We start from the raw sequence: 12,628 nt of genomic DNA, 5'->3' as shown, positions 1-12,628 counted from the left end.
TTTTAGTTGTAAACGCGTATCTTGAGCCTGGCTGTGCGTGAGCGGGCAAGGCGATGGAAGCGGGTGACGGACGAAGTTGAGCCAGTGTGCTTGCAAGCATGGGCAGGCGTCCGCATAGTAGGTACTGTGCAGTCGTCTGCCCATGGGGTAGGGTTAGTTAGCCTTTGCTGGCAACCAGAGCCTGTTCAATGTCGGCCAAAATGTCATCGATATGCTCAATGCCAACCGACAGCCTGATCAGGTCTTCGCCCACGCCCGCTGCCTCGAGCTCTTCGGGGCTGAGCTGACGATGGGTGGTTGAAGCAGGGTGGCAGGCAAGCGACTTGGCGTCGCCAATATTTACCAGCCTCAGGATAAGCTGCAGTGCGTCGATAAACCGTGCGCCGGCTTTGCTTCCGCCTTTGATGCCAAACGAAAGAATACTGGCAGGCTTGCCGCCAAAGTACTTTTGCGCCAGCGCGTGCTCGGGGTGGTCTGCAAGGCCTGCATATTGCACCCACGATACGAGTTCGTGATCTTTAAGGTATTGGGCAACGCGCAGGGCGTTTTCGGTATGACGCTCCATGCGCAAGGACAGCGTTTCAATACCTTGAAGAATCAAAAACGCATTGAATGGCGACAGCGCAGCACCGGTATTGCGCAGTGGCACGACGCGGCAACGTCCGATAAAGGCAGCGGGGCCAAATGCTTCGGTGTAGACGACACCGTGGTAAGAAGGGTCAGGTTCATTTAGTATGGCGAATCGGTCTTTGTGCTCAGCCCACGGAAACTTGCCTGAATCGACAATGGCACCGGCAATGCTGGTACCGTGCCCGCCCATGTATTTGGTAAGCGCATGTACGACGATGTCTGCACCATATTCAAAGGGTTTGCACAAGGCGGGCGAGGCAACGGTGTTATCCACAATTAGCGGTACGCCATGTCGGTGGGCGACTTCGGCGATGGCTTCGATGTCAACAATATTGCCGGCCGGGTTGCCGATGCTTTCGCAAAATACGGCGCGGGTGTTTTCATCGATAAGTGCTTCGATAGCCGCCACGTCATTGTGTGGCGCAAACTTAACGGTGATACCCTGGCGCGGATATGAATGAGCGAAAAGGTTATACGTGCCACCATATAGCTTGGCGACCGATACAATGTTGTCACCAGCTTGCGCAATGGTCTGGATCGCATAGTTAATTGCAGCCATACCCGATGCAACGGCCAGTGCGCCAACGCCGCCTTCCAGCGCTGCCACGCGCTCTTCGAGCACGGCATTGGTGGGGTTCATGATACGGGTATAGATGTTGCCAGGCACCTTCAGGTCAAACAAGTCAGCAGCGTGTTGGGTGCTGTCAAACGAATACGAGGTGGTTTGATAAATAGGCACCGCAACAGATTTGGTCGTGGGGTCGGACTTGAATCCGGCATGGACGGCAAGAGTTTCAAATTTCATGGCTTGTGGTTATGGTCTTGGAAAAGAATTGAAAAATGGGCGAGCATGTTGCATCGTAACGGGCATTGCACGCGAACCGATAGAAAATTGTTTTCTTTTGTTATAAGCCATAGTAATAAAGTAGTGTGCAGATTGCCAGTATCCTTGCATTAACCAGCGCCAGGCTTACAGCCTGACACGAAGTGGTTGCCTGCCTTCAGCGTGTACATTCAGTTTGGTTTTGCCTATCGTTTACCCCTATGATGGGTTAGCATTCTCGGTATTTGCCGTAACCGGCACCGGGGACCTCTCCGGTGGTTTTTGAGGCTGTTAATGAAATTCTGGTTGAAACGGGTACTAATTGGTATCGTCGCTCTGATGATCGTCGCGCTGGTAGGCATAGCGATCTTTCTGCTCACGTTCGATCCCAACGCGTACAAAAGTAAACTCGAAGAAATCGTCTACAACCGATTTCATCGCACGCTTACCATTAAGGGCGACATTCAGTTGTCGCTGTTTCCGCGTATCGGGCTTGCGGTCGAAGACGTGTCCCTGTCTGATCGCGAGGGCGAAGATACGTTTGCGTCCATTGATAGCGCGCGTTTTGCTGTCGCTATCTGGCCCTTGCTGTCCAATCGTCTGGTCGTCGATCATGTGGCCGTGTCCGGCTTTAAGGCATGGGTGCGCCGGAATGAGCATGGCAAGTTCAATTTTGACGACTTGCTCGGTCGCGCACCGGCAGCCGTATCTCTGGCGGCGCCCGGCAGCTTGGTAGGCGCTGCGGGTCATAAAAATAGCCAGGTACCTGCAGGCGTGGCGGCACAACCACAACTGGGCATCACGACGGCCGACGTTGCTCAGAGCCCCTCTGTAGGGGCTGCTCGCGATGAGGCGGCAGCGCAAGACCAGTCAGGTACCTTTGATTTGTCCAACCTTCTTGGGCGTTTGCTGCCGTTTTCAACTGTGAGTGCGCAAGACGGCGTTGAGCAAACCGATTTCCAGATAGACATCGCCGGGCTCGAAGTGAAAAACGGTGAGATCCATTTCTATGATGTGGCCTCTGGCACCGTGGGCCGTATTGAAAAACTAGAAGCGAACACCGGTCGCGTTACCTTCAATCAGGCATTTGACGTGGCCCTGAAAGGCCACCTGGTGGGCCAGTACCCCGCTGCCGATGCAGCGCTGGCCGGCCAGGCTCTGGTACGTTTTGATCCGGCAGAGCAAACCTACTCAGCACAAAAACTTAACTTGCAAGTGCAGGGCAAACTGGCAGACCTTGACGCCAAGTCGGCGACGCTTCGAGGCAATCTTGCCTATGAAGCCTTTTCGCGCATGCTTAACGTCAGCAACTTTGAGCTCTCTGTGCAGGGTGAGGTGGGTGGAGCATCCCCTATTACGGGGCTTGACACCACGTTGGTGGCACCCAAGCTCAAGATCGATCGCAGTCGTGCAGAGCTTAAAGTTGAAAAGCTCGCCTATCGCGCCAAAGGAAAACAGAAAGACCAGACCTTTGACATTGCGCTTGATGCGCCCAGTCTGGCAGTTTCGCCCGAAAGAGCTTCGGGCGAGCCTGTGCAGGCCACGTTTAAGCTGGTTGACCCCAAAGGTGTGCTCGGTGTCTCCATGGCCATGAACGGCCTGGGCGGAGACGCCAGCAAACTCACGCTTAAAGAGCTCAAGGTCGATGCCACCGATAAAAAAGGTGACCGGGTCGTGCGCTTGAAGATGACCTCGCCCGCCAGTTGGCAGGTGTTCCGAAAACTGGGAGGGCTATCGGCCATGCGGGGTGATATCCGTATTGAAGACAAGGCACTTCCGGGTGGCAATTTCGAGTTTCCCTTTATAGGCAGCTTGCAAGCTGACCTGTTCAAAGACCGGCTTGATACTGAGATCAATGCGGTGCTTAGTGGCAGTAAACTTAATTTCACACTCAACGCCACTCAGCTCAAAGATCCTAAGGTCAACTTCGCCTTGGTTGCCGATACGCTTGATTTCAATACGCTGTTTCCCTCAGCGGCTCTGGTGGAGGTCGAAAAGCCATCCCAAGAAGCTTCGGCATCTGAAAAACCTGCCGCCAAGCCTGCCCCCAAGCCGGCTCAGGCCAAGCCCGCCCAGGCTAAACCCGCTGCACCCCCAGAAAAATTTGACTTCGGGTTTCTCGATGCGGTTGATGTCTACGGCACGTTTGCCATAGACCAGCTCCAGGTCAAGGCGTTGCACGCCAGTAGTTTCAAGACAACACTGCAGGCCGCCGAGGGCAAGCTGCAACTTTCCGACATACATGCAACGCTTTATGACGGTGTGCTCAGTGGCATGGTTACCGCTACGTCAAAAAACAACATTGGCTTGAACCTTGAACTAAAAGATGTCGATGTTGGCGCGTTTTTGCACGACTACTCGGGCGAAGACCGTCTCGTGGGGCATGGCACTGTCAACCTTGACCTAACCTCGAAAGGGGCAACCACTGCGGCGCTTACGGCAGGGTTAACGGGCTCAACCAGTATCACGATGCGCGATGGCGCTGTCAGAGGGGTTGATCTGGCCAAAACGCTCAATGAGGTCAACGAAGTTGTACGCAATGTATTCAGCGGCCAGTTGCCTCAAGTGGTTTCGCAAGTTGATATGTCGCGTCAAACCGCTTTTAGTCTTCTTGACGCGCGTGTTGACTTCAGTCTGGGGCAGGGCAAGATCAGCAAGCTTGATGTCCAAGCACCGCCGCTGCGCATCACGCAGGGCACCCCCTCAACCCTCGATCTGGTTAACAGCCAGCTTGATGTGCTGGTTAATGTCCGAGTCACGGACAGCGGCAGCGACGAGGGCAAGCGCCTCGCAGACCTCAAAGGCGTAACCGTGCCGGTACGCATCTCGGGCAAGTTTTCCAAACCGTCTTATCAGGTGCAGTGGCAAGACATTCGCAGCAAGGTGGTCAAGCAAGCGGTTAAGGAAGGGCTCATCGATATGCTGTCCAACCAGAAAGCAAAAGCAGGTGCTGCCGAGGCTGAAGACGGGCCGGCGGCATCGGAAAAGCAATCAGACACGATCAAAAGTATCGGCGATGCACTAAAAGGGCTATTGGGGCAATGACAACAATGACTACTGATTATTTTCCAGTGGCTGGCTGCAGCGGTGTCGCCAGCGATGATGCCGCCAGCTATGACAGGCGCTGGATGGTTGTTGATCCGCAAGGCGTCTGGATGTCGCCGGTTCAGCAGCCAGATCTGGGTAAGATCAATGTACAGCTGCGGTTCGGGTATCTGGTCTTGCGCGCACCCGGCATGCTGCGCCTTGATATTCCCCTTGATGTCATCGAAGACGATGACAGTGTGCGCACAAAAGCGACGCTGGGGGCGCAGACACTCGATGTGGTTGATGAGGGCGAGATGGCGGCCGTGTGGTTTTCAACCTATCTGAAGCAGCCATGCCGGCTCATGAAGTTGCACCCTGATCAGAAACCAGTAACCTGGCCTGGCTAGCCGTTTAGGCTTCGGCGATTAGGTGTTCGTACTTGGCCTGCAACTGCTCGGGGCTTTCAGTGTGGTTTTCGTCGATAATAATGCACTCAACCGGGCATATTACCTGGCATTGGGGCTCATCAAAATGGCCCACGCATTCGGTGCACAGCGAAGGGTCGATCTCGTAGATCTCTTCGCCCATGTAAATCGCGGTGTTAGGGCATTGCGGCTCGCAGACATCGCAGTTGATGCATTCTTCGGTAATGCGAAGCGCCATGATGGTTTCCTGCAAAAGTGAAAAACAGCCGGAAGTCGGCAACTACACCTGATAGTGTAATGCCGATACGCGCCGGCGTCGCGATTACCCGTTGTCGTTCTGCTCTCGCTCAGTGCGCACTTGCTTGGCCTTGGTGTGCAGCCAGCGCTCCACTGACGGAAACACAAATTTGCTGACATCGCCGCCCAGCGTGGCAATTTCGCGCACAATCGTGCCCGAAATGAACTGGTATTGGTCGGAGGGTGTCATGAACAGGGTTTCGACCTCAGGCAACAGGTGGCGATTCATGCCGGCCATCTGAAATTCGTATTCGAAGTCAGACACCGCCCGCAAACCTCGCACAATCACGCGTCCATTTTGTTCGCGCACAAAGTCTTTAAGCAGGCCTGCAAAGCTGCGCACGTGAACATTTGGGTAATGGCTGAGGACTTCTTGGGCGATTTCTACCCGCTCATTGAGATTGAAAAAAGGCTTTTTGGCATGGCTGTGGGCAACACCGACTACCACCTGGTCGAAAAGACCAGCTGCCCTTCTGACCAGATCTTCATGTCCGCGTGTCATGGGGTCGAATGTGCCGGGGTAGATTGCAATGATCATGGGGTAGTGCGCTTTGAAAAATGTGTTGTCTCGCCACGATGGCAGCCCAGCGCAGGAAGATCCCGAGGCCGGGCCGATTTTAATTCTGACGGCTAATTATTGACTTTTTTTTGCAATGCAGCAAATCGCAGAAGTTGGAAATGCACTTGACCAGCCCGCGATTGGCGTAATACCTGGAAGTCTTCGGGTGGTATGAATGCCGCTTCTGACTCCACATATACAAGGCTATCAGGGTGTAGCACAGCGGGCAAGCGCGGCCAGAGGCGGTCTAGCCAAGCTTGACCAAAAGGAGGGTCAAGCAAAATCAGATCAAAAGGGGCACTGCTGCGGTCGAGAACCGTCAAGGCGTCACCCGCATGGATACGTACACAATCAGCCTTGAGTCGTGTGCGCAAGGCACGCAGGGCAGCTACCGCGGCAGGGTTGGTTTCAGCCATTTGTACATGCGCTACGCCGTGCGAAGCCGCTTCAAAGCCCAAAGCGCCTGTGCCGGCGAAAAGGTCTAATACACGCTTGTGCGTAAAATCATCAGCCCAGAAGTGGCGCAGCCAGTTAAACAGTGTTTCACGCACACGATCGGGAGTTGGTCGCAGGTCGGGGGCATCAATAACCGTAATGGGCGTTTTGCGATAATCACCGCCTACAATACGGACTACATGTTTTTTCATGCGTGGTCGGTTCTTCAGGCCCGGGCGTAATGCCGGGCCGAGTTGTATTTAATTGGGTAGTGTAAAACGTATGTTCAGTTTTTTTAAAAGAAAAAAGCGTGCGGCCTCTGAAAACGATGAGCACAAGGTAGACCCAGCGTCGGTTCCCGACGAGGGTGCACCTGCTGTTGGCCAGAGCGACCAATCCGCCACCGCACAGCCGACAACAGAGGCGGCAGAATCCGCCCATGTTGCCGATGACGCGGGAGCACGACAGGCCGAGGTAGAACGGCTGGCTGGCGTAGAGCGACAGGCGGGCGACGGGCTGCAGGCCGAGGTAGAGCGGTTGGCTGGGGTAGAGCAGCAGGCTGGAGCAGAACGTCAGGTTGAAGCAGAGCGGCAGGCAGAGATAGAACGTCTGGCTGGGGTAGGGCAGCAAATTGAGGCGGAACAGCAGGTTGAGGTAGAACGGCTGGCTGAAGCTGCACGACAGACCGAGGCAGAGCGGCAGGTTGATGTAGAGCGACGGGCTGAGGCGGAGCGCCAGGAAGAAGTAGAGCGTCAGGCAGCAGCAGAGCGACAAGCCGAAGCAGACCGTCAAGCCGAAGCAGACCGTCAAGCCGAAGCAGAACGTCAGGCCGAAGCAGAACGTCAGGCAGCAGCAGAACGACAGGCTGAGGCAGAACGTCAGGCCGAAGCAGAACGTCAGGCAGCAGCAGAACGACAGGCTGAGGCAGAACGACAGGCTGAGGCAGAACGACAGGCTGAGGCAGAACGACAGGCTGAGGCAGAACGTCAAGCCGAAGCAGAACGTCAAGCCGAAGCAGAGCGACAGGCTGAGGCAGAACGACAGGCAGCAGCAAAGCGACAAGCCGAAGCAGACCGACAGGCTGAAGCAGATCGACAGGCTGAAGCAGATCGACAGGCTGAAGCAGATCAACAGGCGGCAGCGCAGGCTGCGCCCGCAGCCCCCGTAAAAACTTCGTGGCTGGCGCGTCTGAAAAAAGGCCTGGCCCGTACAGGTCAGAGCATTGGTGGCCTTTTTGTGGGCGTAAAAGTCGACGAAAACCTGTTTGAAGAGCTCGAAACTGCACTCATCATGGCGGACGCGGGCATGGAGGCGACTGATAAATTGCTTGCGGCATTGCGTGCACGTGTTCGCAAAGAGCGGCTAGAGGACGCCGCCCAGGTAAAAAATGCACTGCGTGACATCTTGACCGATCACCTTGCACCGCTCGAAAAGGCCTTCCCGCTGGGGCAGGTTAAACCGCTAGTCATGATGATTGCCGGCGTGAACGGCGCGGGCAAAACAACGTCAATCGGCAAGCTTGCCTTCCTCTTTCAGGCCCAGAATGCCAAAGTTCTGCTTGCTGCCGGGGACACCTTCCGCGCCGCTGCACGAGAACAGCTAATGGAGTGGGGGGCGCGCAACAACGTGACCGTCATCGCACAAGAGGGCGGTGACCCCGCAGCTGTGGCGTTCGATGCGGTTAACGCGGGTCGTGCCCGTGAGGCCGATGTTGTCATGGTTGATACGGCCGGCAGGCTGCCCACGCAACTGCACTTGATGGAAGAGCTCAAAAAGATCAAGCGCGTCATTGGCAAGGCTGACGGCAGTGCGCCGCATGAGGTGCTGCTGGTGGTTGACGGCAACACCGGGCAAAATGCGCTCGCACAGATTCGCGCTTTTGATGCCGCCATCAACCTGACTGGCCTGGTAGTGACCAAGCTCGATGGTACGGCCAAAGGCGGCACCCTTGCCGCCGTTGCCGCAGGCAGTCAGGGAGTTCGCCCCATTCCGGTTTACTGGATAGGCGTGGGCGAAGGGTTAAATGACCTCCAGCCTTTTGTTGCAAGAGAATTTGCCGCAGCCCTGTTGGGTGACTGAGAGGTGGAAGAAGGGCAGCAGCAAGATTGCCACCGGGTCACAGTGAGGCAGCGGAGATACGGCAGGAGTACCGCAGGCTTTTTTGGCTAAGGCGTTTACCGCAGCCAAAAAAGCCTGCGGCAACATCAAGCCTGCGGCAACATCAAGCCTGCGGCAACATCAAGCCTGCGGCAACATCAAGCCTCGTCCGGTTCTTCTCCAAGAACTTCCCGGGTAAGCATCCTGAAATCCACCTCAATCTGGTGCTTTATCTGACTTTGCCTTTCTTTGGTCCAGCTCACTGCCTTGAACGCGGCTGCATCGGTGGTTGCCAGCCCCTGGTAGGCAACCTCAGCGTTATACAGGTCATTAAGATCACCCATGGTGTGCTGCATTTGTCTGAGCAAGGGGCGTAGCGCCACCAGTTTTGTGTCAGACAAGACAGACGAGGAAAGCTCTACACAATAGCGCAGTCGTTTGAGCTTTTTGCGCAAATCATGTTGGGCCTCTATAGCCAAGTGCTCAAAATGGACACCGCGCCGGCATATCTGTTTTAGCCATTTTTTCAGACGTTTGCCCAGCACGTCGCCCAGTTCCCGCTCGTCGACCTTTCTGGGCTTTTGCTGGTCGCCCAGCGAGAGCAAGGTTTCGAGCAAATCGAGCAGGTATAGCTGGAATGCAACATTGCCCGCGAGTTGGGCTGGCCCGGCCGAAGCGGTATAGACCGCAGGTAGTGATGTTTGTGTTTGCGGCGGCGCGCCATTCTTTGGCGCGTTCTGGTTTGCTCCCCGTGCTGCCGCTGAGCCTGTGGAGGTGTTCGCCGTTGCCGGCGCCGTAACGGGCACAGGCAGATCAGGCATACCTGCCTTAACCAGTTGTGGCGCAATGTGAAATCGCAGAACGTCCTGGTCGCGCACATCGCCCAGAAAATCAAAGTAATCACGCAGCCGCTGATCATTCAGCAGCTTGTTGACCTTTTCCCACTTGCCATAAAACTTAAGGCAAGAACGCAGGCGCCGCATGCCCACCCGCAAATACTGCGCGTACTCAAATTTTGCATGCGTGTCCGCCTCGGCGGTATCGACGCCAGCCAAACTGGTGGCATTGCGAATGATCTGGCTGACGCATTCTCCCAGGGATAGCGCATAGGCCTGCCGTACCGTCATGGTTTTTTCCAGCCTGACCTTGCCTGCGCGCTTGGGCGCTGGCATCGTAATAGCGCGTGCGAGCTGATCACCACGCTCGGCCTTGCTTCGCAGGTCAAGAATCAGGCCATACTGTTGCAGCCATTGCCTGGCAAGTGTAAATACGGCGCTCATATGCCCCGACACTTGCTCAAGCTCAAGTTCCCAGATCTCAAACACCAGCTTGCCTGATCTGACGACGCCACGGTCGCAGGCGAGTTCAACCACGCCGTGGCTGGTTTCCTGAACCAGCGTCAGGCGGTTGACATCGGTTTCGTAACGTACTTTGAGGGCATGCTCCAGGCCTGCCAACATAGGCTCTATAACGCTGTCTTTATAGAGCGTCAGATCGAGCTCTGAGTTGGGGCATGGGTGGTTTAACTCTATACGCGACAGCTCGTCAGGGCCGGGGGCTTTAATCGTTTGCACCCACTGGTCGCCTTCCAGGCGCAGCCGCAGCGCAACGCCAGCACGGGCCAGGTCGCGGTTTTGCGTGTCAAAGTAACGCGCACGCAGGCGCTGATCACGGGCACCCATATGGCGCAACGCGTTAGCTAGTGGCTCGCGACTGGGCCCTGGTACATGGAGTTTAAGTTCGCGCTCAAGCACGTTGGCACACTCCCGTGTACAGGCATCGGGCCCGCCAGCGTCCTTGCCGCCCTTGAAGTTTTGCGAAGTCAGCCATTTGTCCAAAGATGTCGTTGGGGTTGCGCCAGCACCCCCTGCGTTCAGAGCAAGGTTTTACGCGCGCGCGTTATGATCACTTCTGCAATGATAACAATGGCGAAGATCAATACGAGAATCAGCGAGACTTTGTCCCACTGAAACAAGTCCATGGCACTGTTAAGCGCCATGCCAATGCCGCCCGCGCCCACCAGCCCCAGCACCGCCGATTCGCGTACGTTGATGTCCCAGCGCAATAGCACGATAGACCAAAAGGCGGGCCTGATCTGCGGCCAGTAGCCATACAAAATAATAGACATTTTGCTGGCACCGGTTGCGGTCAAGGCCTCGACAGGGCCACGCTGGGCATCTTCAATGGCTTCGCCCAGAAGCTTGCCAATAAAGCCAATCGATCTGAAGGCAATGGCGATGGTACCGGCCAGTGCGCCCGGCCCAAACACGGCAATAAACAGTAAGGCCCACACCAGTGAATTGATGGAGCGGCTCGATACCAGAACAAGCCTGGCCAGAAAGTTGATGGCGCGATTCGGGGTAAGGTTAGTGGCCGCGGCCAGGCCTACAGGCACAGCCATGATGACAGCCAGGATGGTGCCCAGTGTGGCCATATGCAGGGTTTCGATCAGGGCGCTCTGGATTTCTCCCGGAAAGCTTCGCCACGACACAGGCCACATGCGATGCAGCAGATCGGCCATTTGCGTGGGCGCATCGTATAAAAACTCAGGGATAACATCGATCGAGCGTACAGATTGCACGACCGCCAGCACGAAGACCAGATACAGTGCGAAACGCAGCAGTCGCTGCCCAGGCGTGTATCGGATCCATACTTTGCTGCTCAGCCCAATGACGGCTGTTGCGCTACTCATGCATCATCTCCTTCGGGTCGCAAGGTGCTGGGTGCGCCGCGTGGGGCGCGCCGCAGCAACTGGCCTAGCGTCACGTTGTCGAGCAAGATGGCACGTACAATGCGAGCCAGCACCTCGCCCAGCATAATGATGGCAATGATGGTGATCAGTATGGTTGCAACAAAGTCATAATCAAAACGCTGAAAGGCCGAAAACAGCGTGCCGCCGATACCACCTGCACCCACAATACCTACCATGGTTGAGTTGCGCAGGTTGGAGTCAAGCTGGTAGGTCGAAAAACCCACAAAGCGCGCGAAAACCTGCGGTAGCACGCCAAAAGTAATCACGTTGGCAAAGGACGCGCCCGAAGCACGAATCGCTTCCACTTGCTTGAGGGAAATTTCTTCAATAGATTCGGTAAACAGCTTGCCGATAAAGCCTATTGATGCCACGGTAAGCGCCAACACGCCAGCCAGGGCGCCAAAGCCGACGGCTTTCACGAACAAAATTGCGACAATCACCGGGTGCAATGCCCGGCAAAGTGAAATCACCGCACGCGCAGGCCAGGTTGCCCAAACAGGCATTAAATTGCGTGCAGCCAGCAGGCTCAGGGGTAGTGACAGCAAAATACCTGCAGTAGAAGCCAGAACGGCGATCTCCAGGCTTTCGCTTATGCCTTGCCAAAGTATGCCCAAGCGTTCGGTGCTGGGTGGAAACATACGGGCCAGAAAGCGGGCGCCATGGCCCAGCCCGGCCTCAAACCGTTCCCACGAAAAACCCAGCTGCGTCGCGGCAAATATCGCATAAATGACAACCAGCACCAGCGCCAGCTTTGCTTTTGTGGAAAGGGCGAACGGGCGAGGGTGATCAAGGGTTGCTGGTGGCGTGTTTACTGCAGCCACGACTCGCCTCCATAGATCTGCTTGAGTACATCGCCACTCAGGCCGTCATGCTGACCATCGTACACAATATGCCCCCCCGACATCCCGACAATACGACTGGCATAGCGTTTGGCTAGCTCGACATCATGCATGTTTACGATGACCGGAATGCCGAAAGCGCGACCTTGCTCCAGCAATAACTCCATAATTTCTACAGAGGTCTTGGGGTCAAGCGATGAGGTGGGCTCGTCGGCCAGCAGCAGTTGCGGGCGTTGCATCAGGGCCCGCGCGATACCCACACGCTGGCGCTGCCCACCCGACAGTGCATCGGCCCGCTGGTTGGAAAACCCGCCCAGCCCCACGGTATTGAGCAGATCAAAGGCGTGCTCGATATCTTCTTTTTCAAAATGACGTCGCCAGGCATTGAACGCTGAGGTATATCCCAGCCGTCCCGTTAACAGATTTTCCATGACCGTCAGGCGCTCGACCAGGTTGTACTCCTGGAACACCATGCCGATATTGCGCCTTGCCTTGCGCAAGGCCGCGCCCCGAACCTTGGCAAGGTCGACGCGCGCGCCGCCGTAATCGAGCACAATGCTGCCCCGGGTGGGATCGACAAGACGATTCACACAGCGCAGCAGCGTGCTTTTCCCAGTGCCTGACGGACCAATAATGGCCGTCAGGCCCTCGCCGCTGATATCAAGGCTGATATCTTTGAGAACAGGGGTGTTAGCCCTGTATTCCTTGACCAGGTTTTTTATGTGCAGCGATGCCCCCATAATG

General features: G+C 55.9%; 11 protein-coding genes. 3 read left to right on the top strand and 8 right to left on the bottom strand.

The window, feature by feature from the left end; genetic code table 11:
• Nucleotides 1-157: 157 nt before the first annotated feature.
• On the bottom strand, nucleotides 158-1,435 hold the full coding sequence (locus FQ179_RS13215; protein WP_149397799.1) for a bifunctional O-acetylhomoserine aminocarboxypropyltransferase/cysteine synthase: 1,278 nt from the start codon (nucleotides 1,433-1,435) through the stop codon (nucleotides 158-160).
• Between the two features lie 312 nt (nucleotides 1,436-1,747).
• Between FQ179_RS13215 and FQ179_RS13210 the strand changes: the two genes are divergently transcribed.
• A complete protein-coding gene (locus FQ179_RS13210) occupies nucleotides 1,748-4,498 on the top strand; it encodes an AsmA family protein (RefSeq protein WP_149397798.1) in 2,751 nt (916 codons plus the stop codon).
• Nucleotides 4,499-4,503: 5 nt separating this feature from the next.
• Nucleotides 4,504-4,887 (top strand): MOSC N-terminal beta barrel domain-containing protein, encoded by a 384-nt coding sequence (locus tag FQ179_RS13205; protein WP_149398325.1) that lies wholly within the window; start codon nucleotides 4,504-4,506, stop codon nucleotides 4,885-4,887.
• Between the two features lie 4 nt (nucleotides 4,888-4,891).
• On the opposite strand, the gene FQ179_RS13200 is transcribed toward FQ179_RS13205, so the two are convergent.
• The 3 genes from FQ179_RS13200 to FQ179_RS13190 all read right to left on the bottom strand — a co-directional run bounded on the left by FQ179_RS13200 (nucleotide 4,892) and on the right by FQ179_RS13190 (nucleotide 6,408).
• Entirely contained in the window at nucleotides 4,892-5,143 is a 252-nt protein-coding gene (locus FQ179_RS13200; protein WP_149397797.1) for a YfhL family 4Fe-4S dicluster ferredoxin, read from the bottom strand.
• 84 nt (nucleotides 5,144-5,227) lie between these two features.
• Nucleotides 5,228-5,740, bottom strand: coding sequence for a pantetheine-phosphate adenylyltransferase (gene coaD, locus FQ179_RS13195; RefSeq protein WP_149397796.1), 513 nt, complete (start codon nucleotides 5,738-5,740; stop codon nucleotides 5,228-5,230).
• Nucleotides 5,741-5,832: 92 nt separating this feature from the next.
• Nucleotides 5,833-6,408 carry an RsmD family RNA methyltransferase gene (locus tag FQ179_RS13190; RefSeq protein ID WP_149397795.1) on the bottom strand — a complete coding sequence of 192 codons (576 nt, stop codon included), beginning with the start codon at nucleotides 6,406-6,408 and terminating at the stop codon, nucleotides 5,833-5,835.
• Nucleotides 6,409-6,826: 418 nt separating this feature from the next.
• Here FQ179_RS13190 and ftsY point away from each other — a divergent pair, with 418 nt between their 5' ends.
• Nucleotides 6,827-8,275, top strand: a complete 1,449-nt coding sequence (gene ftsY / locus FQ179_RS22730; protein ID WP_370459885.1) for a signal recognition particle-docking protein FtsY — start codon at nucleotides 6,827-6,829, stop codon at nucleotides 8,273-8,275.
• A gap of 176 nt (nucleotides 8,276-8,451) precedes the next feature.
• Here the strand turns inward: ftsY and FQ179_RS13180 are convergent, their stop codons facing one another.
• The 4 genes from FQ179_RS13180 to phnC are packed head-to-tail and all read right to left on the bottom strand — an operon-like array spanning nucleotide 8,452 to nucleotide 12,624.
• A complete protein-coding gene (locus tag FQ179_RS13180) occupies nucleotides 8,452-10,131 on the bottom strand; it encodes a CYTH and CHAD domain-containing protein (RefSeq protein WP_149397794.1) in 1,680 nt (559 codons plus the stop codon).
• Nucleotides 10,132-10,166: 35 nt separating this feature from the next.
• Complete coding sequence (gene phnE / locus FQ179_RS13175) at nucleotides 10,167-10,985, bottom strand: phosphonate ABC transporter, permease protein PhnE (protein ID WP_149397793.1); 819 nt, start codon at nucleotides 10,983-10,985, stop codon at nucleotides 10,167-10,169.
• Complete coding sequence (phnE, locus tag FQ179_RS13170; RefSeq protein ID WP_149397792.1) at nucleotides 10,982-11,866, bottom strand: phosphonate ABC transporter, permease protein PhnE; 885 nt, start codon at nucleotides 11,864-11,866, stop codon at nucleotides 10,982-10,984. The genes phnE (FQ179_RS13175) and phnE (FQ179_RS13170) overlap by 4 nt, the downstream gene beginning before the upstream one ends.
• Nucleotides 11,854-12,624, bottom strand: coding sequence for a phosphonate ABC transporter ATP-binding protein (gene phnC / locus FQ179_RS13165; RefSeq protein WP_149397791.1), 771 nt, complete (start codon nucleotides 12,622-12,624; stop codon nucleotides 11,854-11,856). The genes phnE (FQ179_RS13170) and phnC overlap by 13 nt, the downstream gene beginning before the upstream one ends.
• Nucleotides 12,625-12,628 lie beyond the last annotated feature (4 nt).

The organism is Pusillimonas sp. ANT_WB101 (assembly GCF_008369125.1).
Taxonomy (GTDB): Bacteria; Pseudomonadota; Gammaproteobacteria; order Burkholderiales; family Burkholderiaceae_B; genus Allopusillimonas.
The sequence above is the reverse complement of the archived record's forward strand: the minus strand, read 5'-3'. Positions and strand labels throughout refer to the sequence as shown.

Bases quoted from the DNA above. Each gene is read 5' to 3' on its own strand.
- FQ179_RS13215 (WP_149397799.1), bottom strand. From the start codon at position 1,435: ATGAAATTTGAAACTCTTGCCGTCCATGCCGGATTCAAGTCCGACCCC.
- FQ179_RS13210 (WP_149397798.1), top strand. From the start codon at position 1,748: ATGAAATTCTGGTTGAAACGGGTACTAATTGGTATCGTCGCTCTGATG.
- FQ179_RS13205 (WP_149398325.1), top strand. From the start codon at position 4,504: ATGACTACTGATTATTTTCCAGTGGCTGGCTGCAGCGGTGTCGCCAGC.
- FQ179_RS13200 (WP_149397797.1), bottom strand. From the start codon at position 5,143: ATGGCGCTTCGCATTACCGAAGAATGCATCAACTGCGATGTCTGCGAG.
- coaD (WP_149397796.1), bottom strand. From the start codon at position 5,740: ATGATCATTGCAATCTACCCCGGCACATTCGACCCCATGACACGCGGA.
- FQ179_RS13190 (WP_149397795.1), bottom strand. From the start codon at position 6,408: ATGAAAAAACATGTAGTCCGTATTGTAGGCGGTGATTATCGCAAAACG.
- phnE (WP_149397793.1), bottom strand. From the start codon at position 10,985: ATGAGTAGCGCAACAGCCGTCATTGGGCTGAGCAGCAAAGTATGGATC.
- phnC (WP_149397791.1), bottom strand. From the start codon at position 12,624: ATGGGGGCATCGCTGCACATAAAAAACCTGGTCAAGGAATACAGGGCT.